Source organism: Pseudorhodoplanes sinuspersici (assembly GCF_002119765.1).
GTDB lineage: Bacteria > Pseudomonadota > Alphaproteobacteria > Rhizobiales > Xanthobacteraceae > Pseudorhodoplanes > Pseudorhodoplanes sinuspersici.
In genome coordinates, this window is sequence record NZ_CP021112.1 from 3416035 (window position 1) to 3433770 (window position 17736).

Genomic DNA, 17736 nt, shown 5'->3' on the forward strand with positions numbered 1-17736 from the left:
GGCACGCGAAACCGACCTAAGCCGCTGTTTTGCCGCGATTTTTCAGGCCGTGTCAACGTGATCCACGACGATCGCACGAAAATCATTGACGTTGGTGAAGGTCGGTCCGGGTGAAACAAGATCACCCAAGGCAGCAAAGAAAGCTGTCGAATTGTTGTCCGCGAGGTATTTTGTAGCGTCCAGGCCGAGCGCCCTCGCGCGCGCGGCACTTTGTCCATCCACATACGCCCCCGCCGGGTCATCCGCTGAGCCAGCCCCGCCGTCGGTCCCATCGGTATCTGCGGCCAGGGCGGCAATGCCGTGTGTGCCCTCAAGGGCGATCGCCAAACTCAGTGCAAATTCCTGGTTCGGGCCGCCATGGCCTTGGCCGCGGATCGTCACAGTCAATTCGCCGCCCGAGAGGATGACCGCACGGCGATTCTGTGCGGATAAGTCGCGCGCCATTTTGGCCTGCTCGGCGGCAATATCACGCGCTTCGCCCTCGAGGCGATCGCCGAGGAAAATGCATTCATAGCCGGCGGTCCGGATATCGGCCTCAGCGGCCTTGAAGGCGTCGAGCGGCTTTGCCGCTAGGATATAGTCGGTGGTGTTGAACAGCGGATCGTCGGGTTTCGGTGTCTCGTTGCGCGGATCGCGCAGGGCGAGAAACGCACTGCCCGGCAATTCGAGACCATAGCGTTCGGCAATCGCCGAGGCGTCGGCGAGGGTGGTCGGATCGGGCACGGTGGGGCCGGAGCCGATCACAGCGGGATCGTCCCCGGGCACATCCGAAACGCCGATGGTCAGGACACGCGCCGGAAATGCATGCCGTGCCAGCCGGCCACCCTTGATGCGCGAGAGATGCTTGCGGACGGTGTTGATCTCGCTGATCGACGCGCCAGAGCGCAGCAAGGCCCGTGTTACCGCCTGTTTCGACGACAGCGAGAGACCATTGACCGGCGCGATCCAGTTGGCGGAGGCACCACCGGACATCAGCACCAGGACCAGGTCGCCATGGGTCGCCGTATCGGCAAGTTCAAGAGTGCGGGCCGCCGCGTCGAGTCCCGCCTGATCGGGGACCGGGTGGCCGGCTTCGACCATTTCGACGACACGCAAAGGGCGTCCATAGCCGTGCCGCGCCACCGCGATGCCGCGCATGCGCTCTTTCGGAAAGCCGCTGTCGAGATAATGCGCTTCCGCAACCTCGGCCATTGACCCAGCGGCCTTCCCTGCAGCGAGAATGATGAGACGGCCGGTGTCGGGTGCGGGCGGCAACAAGGCGTGCAGAAAGCGGGCGGGATGCGCGGCAGCGACCGCCGTTTCAAACAGGCGTTCGAGGAATTGGCGCTGAACGGCGCTATGCAAGAGGGTCATGAAAGCCGCAATTTGGGTATGCCGAGATTGGAACGTGCCGAAGGGGAACCCTTTCTACGAGTGAGCGAAGGCCAAGTCACGCAAAGCTCGTCCCCGTGCAGCAATGATCCGGACGGCATGTGGAAATGAATCGGCCGCGCGATTATGTACCGGGTCACGGTAGGACGCCGCCAAAAGGATCCACGATGACCGAGCCGACCATGGACGACAAAACCCGCACCGAGCTCGAGGCCGCCGTCTTCAGGCGCTTGGTCGAGCACCTGCGCACCCGCACCGATGTGCAAAATATCGATCTGATGAATCTCGCCGGATTCTGCAGGAATTGTCTCTCCAACTGGATGAAAGAGGCGGCCGACGAAAAGGGGCTGGCGCTGAGCAAGGACCAGAGCCGGGAAGTTGTCTATGGCATGCCCTATGACGAATGGCGCGCCAAATACCAGAAAGAGGCCTCTCCGGAGCAGAAAGCGGCCTTTGAGAAGTCCCACCGTCACTGATGTCAACATCTCACGCGGTATCTCCTTCCGGTGATCGCGCGCTGGGCACCCGCTGCCGGTCTTTTGATCTTTTCGAATCGCGAGGGGCTGCCTAGATTCGCGGCATCGTTAACAACCGAAAGGAGGTGATCCAGTGTCTCATTGTCTATCGCCGTTTGCGCGGACTCTTGTGAACTGGTCCCTCGGCTCGTTCGAGGGCTGCGCGGCTTAATCTGCCGCCAGTGCCAGTCCGAGACCGGGCTGCGGTTTGACAATGGAAGGGCTGTCCGCAAGGGCAGCCCTTCTCGTTTTGGGGCTGCCTGGAGCAGGACCATCTCCGGAAATCCGCTCCGGGAGAGTATTCATCCTTGCCATGCAAACCTCGCAAGGCCGCCCGGATTTTCTAACGATTCCAAGCTTTAAGGGGTGCAAAACGCGCCGTTTTGTGCAATGCACTGGCATCCCCACGGCACTTGGCATTTCGGGCCCATGGGAAGGGCCAAGGATAGGCTATGAGCGCATTCAACCGGGAACAGGTTCTTTCGGTCCGGCACTGGACGGACACCCTGTTCAGCTTCACCACAACCCGCGATCCAGGCTTTCGTTTTCAGAGCGGCCAGTTTGCCATGATGGGCCTCGAGGTCGATGGACGGCCGCTGCTGCGCGCCTACAGCATGGCCAGCGCCCATTACGAGGAATCCCTCGAATTCTTCAGCATCAAGGTTCCGGACGGCCCGCTGACCTCGCGTCTGCAGCTGATCCGCGAAGGCGACACCATCCTCGTCGGCCGCAAGGCCACCGGCACCTTGATTGTCGATAATCTCTTGCCGGGATCGCGGCTGCTGCTGCTGTCGACCGGGACCGGTCTCGCGCCATTCGTCAGCCTGATCAAGGACCCCGAGGTCTATGAGCGCTACGAGGACATCATCCTCGTTCACGGCTGCCGCCAGGTCGCGGAACTGGCCTATGGCGAGCAGGTGGTCGACAATCTGAAGAATGACGAGATCTTCGGCGAGATGCTCGAAGGCAAGCTCGTCTATTATCCGACCGTCACGCGCGAACCGTTCCGCAACCGCGGCCGCATCACCGATCTGATCTCGTCGGCGAAGCTGTTCGACGATATCGGCCAGTCGCCGCTGTCGATCGACACCGATCGCATCATGATGTGCGGCAGCCCGGCGATGCTGGAAGACTTGAAGAACATGTTCGTGGGTCTCGGCTTCGATGAAGGCAATCACAGCGAACCGGGTCACTTCGTGATCGAGAAGGCGTTTGTCGAGCGGTAATACGCAAACGGTAGAACCAGGCCGCGACCGGCAAGGCGCGGCCTAGGACCTAAAAAGCACAGTCTGTCACGCTGTTTTCTTGTGACCTGTGGATGACGGGCGCAGCGGCAATGCGTCCTTGACCCTTTGGCCTCCGCTGCCGAAAACCATCCCTCATGCGTTTGAGGAGATGAGTAGAAATGCCCGCGTCCGCCGCACTCGAAAGAGACGAGCCTTCGGTCAATTTCGCGAAGGACCAGCTCAAGAGCATCATCGAGCGGGTTGAGAAGCTCGAAGAGGAAAAAAAGACAATCTCGGACGACATCCGCGACGTCTATGCCGAGGCCAAAGCCAACGGGTTCGACGTCAAGGCGCTGCGCACCATCGTTCGCCTGCGCAAGATCGAGCCGACCGAGCGCGAGGAACAGGACGCGATCCTGGAAACCTACATGCACGCCCTTGGCATGCTCGCCTAAGCAGAGGTCGATGGGGCGCTGCTGCAGTATTTCAGTGCGGGATAACCACTGTATTTTTGATAAAGGGCCGGCTTGGCGATGCCTGAAGGGCGTTGCGCCGGGGAAGCCGCGCGGGCGAAAAGTGAAAAAGTGCCGGTCAAACCGGCCTTTTGTCACCCTGTTTCACATGAAAATATTCCTATAACCGGCGCCGTCATGCTCGTAGACGTGTCGTTGCTCGGCCAAGGGCGTGATGCGGAAACGATCGTCGCCTTGATGGTCGTCTCGTGACGTCGCCTCGTCGTGGCTTTCTTTTCTCCAAAGCGCATCACCATCAGATCCGCCGCCATTGTACGCCAATTCGCACAGCTTGTGCGGATTGCGCCTGATTATCGATAGAACGAGGCAACGCTATCTGGGGACCGCATCGCAAAAGGGAACCAGATCATGCCCCGTCTCGACCGATCCGGCACATTCCACCTTGGCGGCCGCACCGTGAAGCGGCTCGGCTACGGCGCCATGCAACTCGCAGGGCCCGGTGTGTTTGGCCCGCCCAAGGATCGTGACGCGGCATTGGCCGTGCTGCGCGAGGCCGTGGCGGCCGGGGTGAACCACATCGACACCAGCGACTTTTATGGCCCGCATGTCACCAACCAGCTGATCCGCGAGGCGCTTGCGCCGTATCCCGATGATCTCGTCATCGTCACCAAGATCGGCGCATTGCGCGGCGCGGATGCATCATGGCGTCCGGCTTTCTCGCCCGAAGAACTGACGAAGGCCGTGCATGACAATCTGCGCAATCTCGGACGCGACGTCATCGACGTGGTCAACCTTCGGATCATGTTCGATGTGCATGGCCCCGCCGAAGGCTCGATCGAGGCGCCGTTGATCGTCCTGGCCGAGCTTCAGCGGCAGGGGCTGGTGCGCCATATCGGCTTGAGCAACGCCACGCCCGCGCAGATCGCGGAAGGACGCAGGATCGCCGAGATCGTCTGCGTGCAGAACCAGTACAATCTGGCGCATCGGGCCGATGACGCCCTGATCGATGATCTTGCGCGCGACGGCATTGCCTATGTGCCGTTCTTTCCGCTCGGTGGCTTCACCCCGTTGCAGTCGTCCACCTTGTCCGACATCGCTGCGCGCCTTCGCGCCACGCCAATGCAGGTCGCGCTGGCCTGGCTGCTTCGTCGCGCGCCGAACATCCTTCTGATCCCCGGCACGTCATCGGTCGCGCATTTGCGGGAAAACCTTGCCGCGGCCGATCTCGATCTGCCCGGCGATGCGCTCAGGGAACTGGACAGCATTGCCGAGCCCGCTGGTTCGATTGCATGACAGCAGAGGTTCAGCACGGGTTGGAAGCGATCATACGTAATGCGGTTAAACTAACCAGCGCCACTGCCGATTACCGCAACAGTGCGCCGCTCCTCCTGTTAGCTGCGCCTATGTTCGCCCTGGTAGATCACTCGTTGAGTCGCCAAGGCTGGCGTCGCCCGCAAGGTGAGCGTCCAGAAAATAATCGTTGCGAGGCTGATACCCGCGCCGGTGATGCAGACGCCCGTCCACCCTGCATGGGCGTAGACGATCGTCGACGTTGATGAGCCAATCGCACTGCCGATCGAGTAAAACACCATGTAGGCGGCCGTCAGGCGGTTTTGGGCCTCTGGCCGGACTCGATAGATCATTCCCTGATTGGTGACATGCGCCGCCTGCAGGCCGAAATCGATGATGATGACGCCTGCGATCAGCCACAGGATGGAATGATCTAACAGCGAAATCGGCAGCCAGGCGAGCAACATCAGTCCAAGCGCGATCCCTGTGGTGCGCTGGCCGTGTCCCAGATCGGCCCAGCGTCCTGCCCGAGCCGCTCCGAGCGCGCCCGCTGCCCCCGCGAGGCCGAACAAGCCGACTTCGGTGTGTGACAGGAAAAATGGTGGCGTGGTCAGCGGCAGGACAAGCGGCGTTAGCAGCGTCGTGATGTTGGCGAAGATCAGCATGGCGATCACGGCGCGGATGCGCAGGACCGGTTCCTCGATCAAGAGCGTTGCGAGCGATCCGATGAGAGCCAAGTAGGACAGGCCCGCATGCGGCTTTTCTTGCCGTGGGAGTGCGCGCCAGAGCAATAGTGAAATCACGCCTGTGAGCAGTGCGGAGACGATATAGACCGCGCGCCAGCCTGAGAGATCGGTCAGGGTTCCGGCGGCGCTTCGCGCCAGCAGGATGCCGAGTACGATTCCGCTGGTAACGATGCCGACAATATGGCCCCGTTCAGACGGGCGGGCGAGGCTGGCAGCGTAAGCGACCAATGCCTGCGTTACGACCGCCAGGAGTCCAACGGCCGCCATTGAAGCCAGCAACATCGCCGCGGAGGTTGAAAGGCCGACACAGAGCAGCGCCAGAACTGACAGCAACGACTGCGCGATGATGAGCTTTCGTCGATCAACGAGATCGCCGAGCGGCACTAGGAAGATAAGGCCTATGCCATAGCCGAGCTGCGTCGCTCCTACGATGAGGCCCGCAACGGTGCGCGAGAGCCTGAGATCGTCGGCCATCACATCGAGAAGCGGATGAGCGAAATAAGCATTGGCGACCGCAAGGCCGCTTGCCACGGCGAACAGAAAAAGAGTGGGGCGCGTGAGTGATGACGGGCTCGCGGAAGGGGCGAACGCCGTACCGGTTCCGCTCGCACCTGGGATTTCCTGCCCGATCCGAGCGCGCGCGACATCATTCGCGCCACCCGAAGGCGTCGCGTCTTGCCTGATATTCATTGCAAATCCCAAGACGGTTGGTTTAATTATGCAACCAATCAATGGCTAGCAGGATTGGTTTAATTATGCAACCAAATTTGGCTGCTGCCGAAGGGGCGCGGAGCTAAGCGGAATGGTCGCGCGAAAAAGCCTTAAAGGGGACTACTGTCCCAGTGCACGTTCCCTGGACGTGATCGGCGACTGGTGGTCGTTGCTCATTGTGCGCGACGCCTTTGATGGGCTGACGCGCTTCAGCGAGTTTCAGAAGAGCCTTGGCATCGCCAAGAACATTCTCGCTGAGCGCCTGCGGACCCTGGTCGCGAGCGGCATTCTGGAACTCGCGCCCGCCAGTGAAGACGGGGCGCGCATGGAATATCGCCTGACACCGATGGGGAAAGATCTGTTCCCAGTGATGGTGGCGCTCAGGCAGTTCGGCGAGCGCCATCTGTTCGCTCCCCAAGAGACACATTCGCTGTTGGTAGACCGCACGACCGGCCAGTCCGTTCAGCTCGAAGTCCGAACACAGGACGGCCGGCCCATCGGTCCGGACGACGCGGTGATTCTGAAGGTGCGAGAAGGAGAATGAAGCGGCGGATCGGGCGCCCGTTCCGTGATCAAAGCGCCGGCCAGCGCGTCTGCCATGCGGTGCGCGCTTCATAGTCTCTGGCGAAGGCGAGCAAGGCTGCGTCCTGCCCGCGGGCGGCACAGAGCTGAAAACCGACCGGCATGTCCTGCGGCCATGATGCGCATGGCAGGCTGATCGCCGGCAGGCCGAGCGCATTGGCAAACGGCGTGAACACCGCATGGCCGCGCGGGCCGACCGTTTGTCCCGCAATCGTTGTCGGATGCGATTGCGTCGCCGGCCATGGCATCGCCGCGGTCGCAGGTGTCAGCAACAGATCGCACTCATCGAACAGGCCTTCGACATCGCGGTCGACATGCTTGATGATGTCGAGTGCATTCAGATAATCGGCGGCGGAATAGGCGCGTCCGTTGCGCGCCATGTCCGCCAGCATCAAATTGATCTTTTCATCAGCATCCTTGTGCTGCGACAGAAGCCAGGCGAGGCCGGTCTGGCTGATGACCGGCCAGACATCGGCGATCGGCGCGGCGAGATCGAAGCTGTCTGCGCGATCCACGCTGTGTCCCTGGCGCGCAAGCTCGGCCGCAATGTCATCGGCGGCCTTTGCGATATCAGCATCGACCGGAGCACCGGAAAATGTCCGCGCGTAGTGGATGCGGAGCGGCGTCTTGGCAAAGCCGGAATCGGATTGCCTCCAGCTTTTCCCGCCGATCGCATTCATCGCCAGAATGATGTCGCCGACATTGCGGGCGACTGGTCCCGCCACCTCGAAATCGTGCAGGATCGCCGGAAATCCGTTCGCGCGCGGGACCGTGCCGCGGGATGGCTTGAAGCCGACAAGGCCGGTGTGCGCGGCCGGACGGCGGATCGAGCCGCCGCCATCGGTGCACAAGGCAAGGGGGCCGATGCCCGCTGCCACCGCCGCCACGGCGCCGCCGCTCGATCCGCCCGGAGTCAGCGCCGGATTGAAGGGATTGCCGGTCGGACCGAACAGCGCATTGTCGGTGTAACCGTGCAGCGTGAATTCCGGGACGTTGGTTTTGCCGAGGATCACGGCGCCGGCGGCGCGCAAACGCGCGACCGGCTCTTCGTCGATCTCGGGAACGAAGTCCGCATAAAGCTTGCTGCCCCAGGTCGCGCGCAGGCCCTTGACGAGAATGTTGTCCTTGACGGTCACCGGCACGCCGTCGAGGGGTCCGAAGGCTTCTCCAGCCCGCCACCGGTGTGTGCTGGCGTCGGCGGCTTCTCGTGCGCCGGGATGATCGAGCGTGACAACGGCATTGATGCGCGGATTGACGTCCTCGCAACGATCGAGAACGGCTTGCAACACGGTATCCGGTGTCGCCATGCCGGCGCGATAAGCGGCGGCCAGTTCGCCTGCCGACAATTGCCAGAGCTGATGCGTCTCGATGTGTTTCATGCGCGGGAAATCGCTGCGATGCGCATTGGTGTCAGCGCACTCCGTTTCAGTGCCGGGCAAACGGTGTGCCGATGGCCGCCGGCATGCGCGCCGACCGGCCGATACCGGCGAGCAGGGCCAGGGCCACGATATAGGGAATCATCTGGATCACATAGGATGAGACCGGCAGGCCCCAGCCATGCACGCGCAGTTCGAGCGCGGCGACCGCGCCGAACAACAGGCAGCCGAACAGCGCACCGAACGGCGTCCAGCGTCCGACAATGATGGCCGCAAGTGCAATGAAGCCGCGGCCGTTGGTCATGCCGTCGGTGAAGGTGCCGACTTCCTGCAGCGACAGCACCGCGCCGCCAAGTCCCGCGAAAGCACCGCCGACGATGATTGCCATCATGCGCACCAGCACCGGATTGGTGCCAACCGCATAGGCGGCGTCCGGGTTTTCGCCAACCGCGCGCAGCATCAAGCCGCTGCGGGTTTTTGCGAGATAGACATAGACACCAATGGTCAGTCCGAGCGCGAGATAGACAAGGGCCGGCTGCCGGAACAGGACCGGTCCGAGCACGGGAATGTCGGAGAGAAAGGGCACCGGCCAGGGACCAAGTGTTTGCAGGCGGATCACCGGCGCACGTCCACCAAACAGGCCGCGCAGCAGGAAGCTGGTCAGCCCGAGCGCGAGAATATTGACGGCAAGGCCCGTCACCATCTGGTCGGCGCGGAATTTCGTGGTCGCAATCGCAACGACAACAGCGAGCGTTGCGCCGCTGAGCGCAGCGACGAGCAGACCGAGCGAGGGGCTCGCGGTGGTCAGCACCGCAATGGCGCCGCCGAAGGCGCCAGCCAGCATCATCCCCTCGATGCCGACCGCGAACGTTCCGGCGCGTTCGGAAATCAGGCCGCCCAGGGCGCAGAACAGAAGCGGCGTGGCGATGCGCACGGTCGCTGCGAAAATATCGATCAGGCCGGCGGCATCCATGCTCACACCTTCTGTTGCCGTGCGCCGATGCCGATGGCGCAGAGAACGAACACCATGGTCAGGCCCTGGATGACGAAGACAAGCGACGAGGGCACACCGACTTCGCGCTGCATGGCCAGCGCACCGGCCTCCAGAAAGCCAAAGAACAATCCGGCCGGCAGCACCGCGATCGGATTGACCGAGGCGATCAGTGCGACGGCGACGGCGTTAAAGCCGAAGCCCGCGGAGAAGCCCTCGATCAGCCGGTAGTGCACGCCGAGCACTTCGATGCCGCCGGCGAATCCTGCCAAGGCTCCGGCAATCGCCATCACACCGAAGACACAGCGCGGCGTCGAGAGGCCGACATAGTTGGCGGCTTGCGGACTCGCGCCGAGGACGCGCAAGCGGAAGCCGAAGGTCGTGCGCCAGAGCAGGATGTGGCCGGCAACAACCGCGACGATGGCAAAGAGGATGCCGATATGGAGGTCGGTTCCGGGCAGCAATTTCGGAAGCCAGGCTGCGCGTTCGAACAGCGGCGACTGCGGAAAGCCGGCACCCGGTTCACCCATGTCGCCATGCAGCGCCTCGCTGACCAGGAGCACGCCGACAAAATTCAGGAGCAAGGTGCAAAGGACTTCGTGTACGCCGCGTTTGAGGCGGATGATGGCAGCGAGCGCGGACCAGGCCGCGCCGCAGATCGCTCCTGCGGCAAGCGCAAACGTAATCAGCAGAAATGGCGGCAGCGACAGGAAATTGAGCGCGACGTAGGTCGCAGCGATTCCGCCGACTGCGATCTGACCCTCCGCGCCGATATTGATGATCTTGGCACGGAAGCACAGAGCGACACCGACGCCAGCGAGAATGTAAGGCGTGCTCTTGTTGAGTGCGAAGGCGAGGCGCCCGGTGGTGCCGACCGCGCCCTTGATCAGCGCCCAATAGGCATAAAACGGATTCTTGCCGGCAAGCAGGATCAACAGGCCGGTGACGGCAAGCGCGAGGCCAATCGCGGCACAGGCCAGCAGAAATGTACGCAGGCCGCCGCTCGATGCCAGCGTGGCCATTGCGCGTTCGAGGAAGCCGGGCGTTTTGTCCCGCACGCCTTCTGTCTCGCTGGCGGCCATGGTCATGCCGCCCGGCTGCCGGTCTGCGCCATCGCGCCGGCGCCGGCCATCATCAGGCCGATTTCGGTGATGTCGGCGTCTTCACGCGGCACCGGCTGCGACAGCCGTCCGCCATACATCACGGCGATGCGGTCACCCAGCATCAGAACCTCATCGAGAGACGAAGACAGATAGAGGATGGCGCCGCCGGCATCGCGCAACGCGATGAGCTGATCGACGACAAAGCGCGTGGCGCCGGGATCAAGCCCCCATGTCGGCTGGAAGGCCATCAGCACTTTGGGCTTGCGGCCGATCTCGCGCGCCACCACGATCTTCTGCTGGTTGCCGCCGGACAAGGTGCGGGCCGGTGCATCCGGTCCTGCGGCGCGGATGCCGAAATGGCGCATGCGTTCGGCGGCGTGATCTTCGAAAGCGCGCCGGCGCAGCCAGCCGCGCCGGGAGAAGGGCGCACGATCAAACTCGCGCAAGGCCAGATTGTCGGCGACACTCATCGCCGGCACGAGTGACGTGGTCGCGCGGTCGACAGGAATATAGGACAGGCCGGCTGCCAGCCGCTCGGCAACGGGCAGGCGTGTGATGTCGAGGCCTGCGAGATCGATGCCGCCTCCGGTGGCGTCACGCAATCCCGCCAGCACGTCGACAAGATCCGATTGTCCATTGCCATCAACGCCGGCGACCGCGAGGATTTCGCCCGCATGCAGAGAGAATGAAATATCGCGCAGCCGCTCGATGCCGGCGTCGTCGCGGCGGCACAGTTTCACGACATGCAGCACCGCCGCGCCCGGCGCATGTCCGGCTTTTTCAACTGTCGTGGTGACGTCGCGCCCGACCATCATCTGCGCGATATCCGCTTTGGTGGCGCCCGAAGCGGTGCAGCGTCCGGTCACTTCGCCGTCGCGCAGGACCACGATGTCGTCGCAGATCTCCAGCACTTCATCGAGTTTGTGCGAGATGAAGATGACGCCGCGGCCCTGCTCGCGCAGACGGCGCATCACATCGAGCAGTCCGCGGATTTCCGGCGGGCTGAGGTTGGACGTCGGTTCGTCCAGAATGAGAAGCTCGGCGCCACGCAGGATCACCTTCACGATTTCGACGCGCTGCCGCTGGCCATGCGGCAGGTCGCCGACGATTGCGTCGGGATCAAGATCGAGGCCATAAGTGCGGCTGGTGGTGCGGATCAGCTCGGCAATTTCGATCGGGCGAAGCCAATGACCGGCGCGGTCCCAGCCCAGCATGACATTCTCGGTCACCGTCATGGCATCGACCAGCGTGAAATGCTGGTGGATCATGCCAAGGCCTGCCGCAATCGCCGTGCGTGGATTATGCGCAATGAGCGGCTTGCCCTTGAAGGTGATGGTTCCGGCATCGACTGCGACAATGCCGAACAGCACTTTCATCAGCGTGCTTTTGCCGGAGCCATTCTCGCCGAGAAGGCCGACGATCCGGCCAGCCGCGACATCGAGATCGATGTTGCGATTGGCGCGGACCGTACCATAGGTTTTGCAGATGCCGCGCATCTCCAGCATGGCAATGCCGTCCCGGCTGACAGGCAGATCGTGAAGGTCAGGTGCCGCCACGTGCATCATCGCGCGTGACCGAGACCTTCAGCTCACCCGAAGCGAATTGCTTTTTCAGGGCTTCGATCTCGGCGATCACGGTGTCCGGGACTTTGGCATTATAGGCCTTCTCCGCGCTGACGCGCAGGTCCGCGCCGGTCGAGCCCGGCGTGTTGAAGCCAAAAAGCATGTATTTGCCGCCGACCTTGTCTTTCTTGTTGGCTTCGGCCGCGGCGGAATACATGTCGGACCATTTCTCGACGATGTTGGTCAGCACGTTGTCAGGCGCAATCGCAGTGTGACCGAAAGAGCGGCCGCTCACATAGACGCCCTTTTCCTTTGCCGCCTGGATCAGGCCGGCCTGCCCGGCATTGAGCTTGCCGAAGATGAAGTCGGCACCGCCCGCGATCAGCGACAGCGCAGCTTCCTTGGCTTCAGCGGCGTCTTCCATCCCTTTGATGTAGACGACCTTCACCTCGATGTTGGGGTTCACGCTTTTGGCGCCCTTGCGGAAGCCGCCAACCTGCGCAACGACATTCGGCAAGCCTTCAAGGCTGTTCACCGACGCAATCTTGCCGGTCTTGCTCATGCGGGCGGCGAGCACACCCATGAGATAGCCGAACTGTGCATTGTCGTAGTCGATGGAGGTGACGTTGTCGCCGGCGCCGGCCGAACCCGAACCGACGATGAACAGTGTCTTTGGAAAATCCGGTCCGACACGTTGTGCCGCCGAGAGGAAACGGCCTGTATGGCCGACGACGACCTTGTAATCCTGCCGCGCATAGTCGCGCAAAGCCTCCACCATGTCGGCAGCCTGCACGTTCTCGGTGTAGCCGATCTGCCAGCCGAGGGACTTGAGCTTCTCGGCGCCGGCATAGCCCTGCGCGTTCCAGCTTTGGTCATTGATGCTGCCGGGGAAGAGGAACGCGGCTTTTTCCTGGGCGAAAGCGGGACCAGCGAATACGGCACCAGCCAGTGCCGCCGTTCCAAGCAGCTTCATCCAGCGCGATATCGCTTTTGGTGTGATCTTGACCATGACAACCTCCTGAACCTTGGACTCCGGCGCGATGGCACGCGCGGCGGCAGTCAGGAGGGGAGATGCAAGATTCGTATCCAGTCCGGCCGGACGGGACCGCGTTTCCATCTGGTGGGATGGCGGCTGGAAAAAGCCCTGCATGTCATGGCTGACATTGGCTTGTATCGGCGATCAGGCGGAGAAGCCGCCCCAGAGCGCGGTGAGCTCACCGGCGGCTGCCTTGATCATCGCTCCATTGGCGGCAACCTGCCTCTTTTTCAGGCGATCAGCCGGTGCCGCCATCGACACCGCAGCAACCGGCCGACGATATTCATCAAAAACCGGCGCAGCGATGCATCGCAGACCGATCGTGTTTTCTTCGTCATCGACCGCGAAGCCGTTTTTGCAGGCGGTTTCAAGCTCCCGGCGAAACGCGCGCTCATTGACGATGGTATTCGGTGTCAGCGGCACAAGCTTGTGCGGAGAGATGGCATTCTGCAGCTCCCGCTCAGGCAGCACCGCCAGCAGCGTCTTGCCGATGCTGGAGCAATGCAGCGGGATGGCGGGCGCGCTGGCCGGAACGTAACTCTTGCGGGCGCGGGGATCGACGCGCTGAAGAAACACCACTTGGCCGTTGTCGATGACACCAAGATTGATCATCTCCCCGCAGGCCGCGCTGAAGCGTTGCAGGATCGGGCGGGCGAGCGCCACCATATCGCGGGAGCCGGCGTAATTCGCGCCGACAGTGAGTGCTGCGCGGCCAATGAGCCAGCGGCCACGTGTCCGGTCGAAGCGAACGAAGCCCCGTTGCTGCAACGTTGTCAGCAGCCGATGGGTGGTCGAGGCCGGCAGCGTGGTTTGCCGTGCGAGATCAACAAGACTCAGTCCAGACGGCTGCGCTGAAATTGTTTCCAGCAGATCGAGTGCACGATCGACCGAGCGGATGAGGCCGTTATGGTCATCCCGCCGATCGTGCCCGTCTTCGCCGGTGCGGCCCATGCCGGTTGTCCTATTTGCCGCCCCAATGCACGAAGCTGCGCTCGGCCACGAGGAATAGAAGATTGAGCGCATAGCCGAGCGCGCCGGCGGCAAAGATGGCCGCATACATGCGCGGCATGTCGAACAATTGCTGTGCCTCGAACACGCTGTGGCCGAGCCCGTCCTGCGAGCCGATGAACATTTCCGCCACCACGATGATGACCAGCGCGAGCGAGACGCCATTGCGCAGACCGACGAAGGTCTGCGGCAGCGACTCGAGCAACATCACGTCGAACAGGACGCGCAGGCGCGAGGCGCCCATCACCTTGGCGGCCAGCAGACGTGTCTTGCGCGCATTCATCACGCCATAGGCGACGTTGAACAGGATCACCAGAATGGCGCCGAAGGCGGCGACCGAAATCTTGGTTTCGTCGCCGACGCCGAACAGCACGAGGAAAAGCGGGAACATCGCCGAAGCCGGTGTCGAGCGGAAGAAATCGATCACGAATTCCAGCGAGCGGTAGAGCCGCTCCGACGAGCCGAGCACGATGCCAAGCGGAATCGCGATTACCGCGGCAAACAGTGTCGCCATCGCCGTGCGATAGACGGTCTTGACGAAATCGAAGCCGAGCGGGCCGCCATCCATGCCCTTCCAGAAGGACTGGAACGTCGTAATGGGCGAGGGCAGCAAGACCGGATCGACCCATTTGCTGGCGGTCGCCAGCGACCAGATCGCGAGCAGGCCGAGGACGCCGACCATCGGCAGGAACGGCTCGAGGCGTTTTGAGATCATGAGCGGCGCACCTCGCGCTGGAACACGTCAAGACAATGCGCCTTGGTGCGCACGAAGTCCGGCTCCGACAGCGTCGCGTCTGTGCGCGGCCGCACGCCATCGTATTGCACAAAATCGGCGACTCGCGCCGGATAGCGCGACAGCAGCAACACGCGATCCGCGAGATAGACCGCCTCTTCGAGATCGTGCGAGACCAGTACCGTGGTGGTGCCGGTCTCCATGAACAGCTTCTGCAACTGCTCGCGCATGAACAGCGTCATTTCATAGTCGAGCGCAGAGAACGGCTCGTCGAGGAACAGGATTTCCGGCTCGACGATCAGCGCGCGCATGATCGAGACGAGCTGCTGCTGGCCGCCGGACATCTGATAGGGATATTTGTTGAGGTCGAGCTTGACGCCGAGATGCGCCACCAGCTTTTCCGTGCGCGCCTTTCGCTCCGCTGCCGGCACTTTCATCATCTTCAAAGGGTAGGAGATGTTGTCGAAGGCGCGCATCCAGGGAAACAGCGCCTCGCGATAGTTCTGGAACACATAGCCGAACTTGATTTCCGACAGCAGCATGCCGTCGAACAGAATCTGGCCGGCATCGACCGGGATGAGGCCGGCGATCATGTTGATCAAGGTGCTCTTGCCGCAGCCGTTCGGGCCGAACACGGAAATCAGTTCGCCGCGCGGAATGTCGAGATCGAAATTGTCGTAGATGACCGCCTTGTCGAAGCGTTTGCTGAGGCCACGGATGGTCACATGCGGGCGCTTGCCGAAGGCGCCGACGGCCGGAGACGACGGCACACTTATCGGCTCAGGTCGAAAGGCGTGCTGGATCGCGCTCATTTGCTGCTCCATCTTTCCGTTCGTCCCCGCGAAAGCGGGGACCCAGGGCCATTCACTGGTGTTGTCACTGCAATTCTGGGTTCCCGCTTGCGCGGGAACGAACGGAGCAAGGATCGATGCGGATGCATCATGTGATCAGAACGACTTGATGAATTTTTTGACATCGATCTTTTCCGGAACGACGCCGACCTCCGTGCCGAAATCGGAGTATTTCTGCAGGTAGCCGAGCTGCGCCGGCGTGAAGTCCTTCACCATGGTGTAGCCGAGCATCGGAATGCTATCGACGAGGTCGTCGGGCGTCATGGTGTTCTTGGCGAGATACTTGCGAGCCTCCGCTGGATTGGTCTTGATGAAGTCGACCGCCTTGGCCCAGGCTTGCGCGAAGCGCTTGGCGACGTCCGGGCGCTTCTCGATGAAGTCGGTGGTGAAGGCGCAGCCCGCTGCGAAGGCGTCGGCCTTTTCGTCGCCGAGGATATATTTCGAGATCACGCCGGCTTCGAGCGTCTTGGCGACGCCCATCTTTTCCATGATGGTGGCACCCGGTTCGAGCGTAAAGCCGCCGTCGAAGGTGCCGGCCTTCATGGCGTTCACGTGCTGGCCCATATCGAGCTGATCGATGGAATATTCGCCGTCCTTCAGGCCGATCCTGGCGAGAATGCCCTTGGCCATGTTAAGGGGGGCCGGTCCGGGCGCCGACATCAGCTTCAGGCCCTTGAAATCCTTGAGCGACTTCACCCTGTCGACCAGCTCGGTGCGAACGACGAACTGCTCCATCTTGTAGACCGCCGTCTGGCTGTGCATGGCGATGTACATCGCGACGCCCGGCTTCTTTATATTGGCATTGAAGCCCTCAAGCGTGACCAGCACGGCCGACACGTCGATCTGGTTGGTCATCAACGCCGCGACGTTCGCTGGTCCGCCCATCAGCCGGATCGTCTCCGGCTCGATGTTCGCCTCTTTGAAGTAGCCTTTTCCGACCGCCACGAAATAGGGAAGCGAGGACGAGACCGGAAACACGCCAACCTTGACCTTGTCCTGCGCGAGAGCGGGAGACGCGGCGCCGGCGAGCAGAAGGCCACCGGCGGCAATCAGCGAAAGGACATGACGGCGCTTCATGTCACGCTACTCCTTTGAGTGCCATTCACTGGTGTTGTCACTGCAATCCTGGGTTCCCGCTTGCGCGGGAACGAACGGGGCAGGGATCGATGCCGGCGGTTCATGCTCAAAACGTCTTGATGAATTTTTTGACGTCGATCTTTTCCGGAACGACGCCGATCTCCGTGCCGAAGTCGGAGAATTTCTGCAGGTAACCAAGCTGCGCAGGCGTGAAATCCTTCAGCATGGTGTAACCGAGCATCGGAACGCTATCGACGAGGTCGTCAGGCGTCATGGTGTTTTTGGCGAGGTACTTGCGGGCCTCCGTCGGATTGGTCCTGATGAAGTCGACCGCCTTGGCCCAGGCTTGCGCGAAGCGCTTGGCGACGTCCGGGCGCTTCTCGATGAAGTCGGTCGTGAAGGCGCAACCCGCTGCGAAGGCGTCGGCCTTTTCGTCGCCGAGGATGTATTTCGCGATCACGCCGGCTTCGAGCGTCTTGGCGATGCCCATCTTCTCCATGATGGTGGCGCCGGGCTCGAGCGTATAGCCGCCGTCGAAAGTGCCGGCCTTCATGGCGTTCACATGCTGGCCCATATCGAGCTGATCGATGGAATACTCGCCGTCCTTCAGGCCGATCTTGGCGAGAATGCCCTTGGCGGTGTTGAGGTTGGCAGGTCCCGGCGCCGACATCAGCTTCAGCCCTTTGAAGTCCTTGAGCGTTTTCACCTTGTCGAGCAGCTCGGTGCGGATGACGAACTGCTCCATCTTGTAGACTGGCGTCTGGCTGTGCATGGCGATGTACATCGCCACGCCCGGCTTCTTCACATTGGCATTGAGACCTTCGAGTGTGACCAGCACAGCGGACACGTCGATCTGATTGGTCATCAGCGCCGCGACGTTGGCCGGCCCTCCCATCAGCCGGATCGTCTCCGGCTCGATGTTCAAGTCTTTGAAGTAACCTTTTCCAAGCGCCACGAAATACGGCAGCGAGGACGAGATCGGAAACACGCCGACCTTGACCTTATCTTGTGCGGCAGCAGGCGAGGCGATCGTGGCAAGTGCAACACTGCCGGCAATCAATGAAAGAACATGACGGCGCTTCATG

18 protein-coding genes are annotated in these 17736 nt (G+C 62.0%); 6 read left to right on the forward strand and 12 right to left on the reverse strand.

Annotation, left to right across the window (positions count from 1 at the left end):
• Positions 1-42: 42 nt before the first annotated feature.
• Positions 43-1353: a glycerate kinase type-2 family protein gene (locus tag CAK95_RS16560; RefSeq protein ID WP_086088902.1), complete on the reverse strand. Its 1311-nt coding sequence runs from the start codon at positions 1351-1353 to the stop codon at positions 43-45.
• 200 nt (positions 1354-1553) lie between these two features.
• On the opposite strand from CAK95_RS16560, the gene CAK95_RS16565 reads away from it, so the two are divergent.
• The 5 genes from CAK95_RS16565 to CAK95_RS16580 all read left to right on the forward strand — a co-directional run bounded on the left by CAK95_RS16565 (position 1554) and on the right by CAK95_RS16580 (position 4878).
• The gene (locus tag CAK95_RS16565; RefSeq protein WP_086091470.1) at positions 1554-1847 is read left to right on the forward strand and encodes a DUF1244 domain-containing protein; all 294 of its coding nucleotides are present in this window, start codon (positions 1554-1556) and stop codon (positions 1845-1847) included.
• A 491-nt stretch (positions 1848-2338) separates the two neighbouring features.
• Positions 2339-3112, forward strand: coding sequence for a ferredoxin--NADP reductase (locus CAK95_RS16570; RefSeq protein ID WP_086088903.1), 774 nt, complete (start codon positions 2339-2341; stop codon positions 3110-3112).
• A 179-nt stretch (positions 3113-3291) separates the two neighbouring features.
• On the forward strand, positions 3292-3567 hold the full coding sequence (locus CAK95_RS16575; RefSeq protein ID WP_086088904.1) for a DUF2312 domain-containing protein: 276 nt from the start codon (positions 3292-3294) through the stop codon (positions 3565-3567).
• A 72-nt stretch (positions 3568-3639) separates the two neighbouring features.
• The gene (locus tag CAK95_RS29270; protein ID WP_147413715.1) at positions 3640-3837 is read left to right on the forward strand and encodes a hypothetical protein; all 198 of its coding nucleotides are present in this window, start codon (positions 3640-3642) and stop codon (positions 3835-3837) included.
• Between the two features lie 156 nt (positions 3838-3993).
• Entirely contained in the window at positions 3994-4878 is an 885-nt protein-coding gene (locus tag CAK95_RS16580) for an aldo/keto reductase family oxidoreductase (protein WP_086088905.1), read from the forward strand.
• Positions 4879-4976: 98 nt separating this feature from the next.
• Here the strand turns inward: CAK95_RS16580 and CAK95_RS16585 are convergent, their stop codons facing one another.
• On the reverse strand, positions 4977-6311 hold the full coding sequence (locus CAK95_RS16585; RefSeq protein ID WP_086088906.1) for an MFS transporter: 1335 nt from the start codon (positions 6309-6311) through the stop codon (positions 4977-4979).
• 112 nt (positions 6312-6423) lie between these two features.
• Here CAK95_RS16585 and CAK95_RS16590 point away from each other — a divergent pair, with 112 nt between their 5' ends.
• Positions 6424-6876 (forward strand): winged helix-turn-helix transcriptional regulator, encoded by a 453-nt coding sequence (locus CAK95_RS16590; protein WP_086088907.1) that lies wholly within the window; start codon positions 6424-6426, stop codon positions 6874-6876.
• Positions 6877-6904: 28 nt separating this feature from the next.
• On the opposite strand, the gene CAK95_RS16595 is transcribed toward CAK95_RS16590, so the two are convergent.
• From CAK95_RS16595 to CAK95_RS16640, 10 genes are all read right to left on the reverse strand, one after another.
• Positions 6905-8293 (reverse strand): amidase, encoded by a 1389-nt coding sequence (locus CAK95_RS16595; RefSeq protein WP_086091471.1) that lies wholly within the window; start codon positions 8291-8293, stop codon positions 6905-6907.
• Positions 8294-8339: 46 nt separating this feature from the next.
• Complete coding sequence (locus CAK95_RS16600; protein WP_086088908.1) at positions 8340-9263, reverse strand: ABC transporter permease; 924 nt, start codon at positions 9261-9263, stop codon at positions 8340-8342.
• A 2-nt stretch (positions 9264-9265) separates the two neighbouring features.
• Positions 9266-10369: an ABC transporter permease gene (locus tag CAK95_RS16605; RefSeq protein WP_086088909.1), complete on the reverse strand. Its 1104-nt coding sequence runs from the start codon at positions 10367-10369 to the stop codon at positions 9266-9268.
• Positions 10366-11940: an ABC transporter ATP-binding protein gene (locus tag CAK95_RS16610; RefSeq protein ID WP_183044340.1), complete on the reverse strand. Its 1575-nt coding sequence runs from the start codon at positions 11938-11940 to the stop codon at positions 10366-10368. Before CAK95_RS16610 ends, CAK95_RS16605 begins: the two co-directional genes overlap by 4 nt.
• Positions 11927-12955, reverse strand: coding sequence for a BMP family protein (locus CAK95_RS16615; RefSeq protein WP_157699652.1), 1029 nt, complete (start codon positions 12953-12955; stop codon positions 11927-11929). Before CAK95_RS16615 ends, CAK95_RS16610 begins: the two co-directional genes overlap by 14 nt.
• A 171-nt stretch (positions 12956-13126) precedes the next feature.
• Positions 13127-13933 (reverse strand): IclR family transcriptional regulator, encoded by an 807-nt coding sequence (locus tag CAK95_RS16620; protein WP_183044339.1) that lies wholly within the window; start codon positions 13931-13933, stop codon positions 13127-13129.
• Positions 13934-13943: 10 nt separating this feature from the next.
• Positions 13944-14705 (reverse strand): ABC transporter permease, encoded by a 762-nt coding sequence (locus CAK95_RS16625; RefSeq protein WP_086088913.1) that lies wholly within the window; start codon positions 14703-14705, stop codon positions 13944-13946.
• Positions 14702-15535, reverse strand: a complete 834-nt coding sequence (locus CAK95_RS16630) for an ABC transporter ATP-binding protein (RefSeq protein WP_086091472.1) — start codon at positions 15533-15535, stop codon at positions 14702-14704. The genes CAK95_RS16625 and CAK95_RS16630 overlap by 4 nt, the downstream gene beginning before the upstream one ends.
• A gap of 135 nt (positions 15536-15670) precedes the next feature.
• Positions 15671-16651 carry an ABC transporter substrate-binding protein gene (locus CAK95_RS16635; RefSeq protein WP_086088914.1) on the reverse strand — a complete coding sequence of 327 codons (981 nt, stop codon included), beginning with the start codon at positions 16649-16651 and terminating at the stop codon, positions 15671-15673.
• 106 nt (positions 16652-16757) lie between these two features.
• The gene (locus CAK95_RS16640; RefSeq protein ID WP_086088915.1) at positions 16758-17735 is read right to left on the reverse strand and encodes an ABC transporter substrate-binding protein; all 978 of its coding nucleotides are present in this window, start codon (positions 17733-17735) and stop codon (positions 16758-16760) included.
• Between the last annotated feature and the right edge of the window lies 1 nt (position 17736).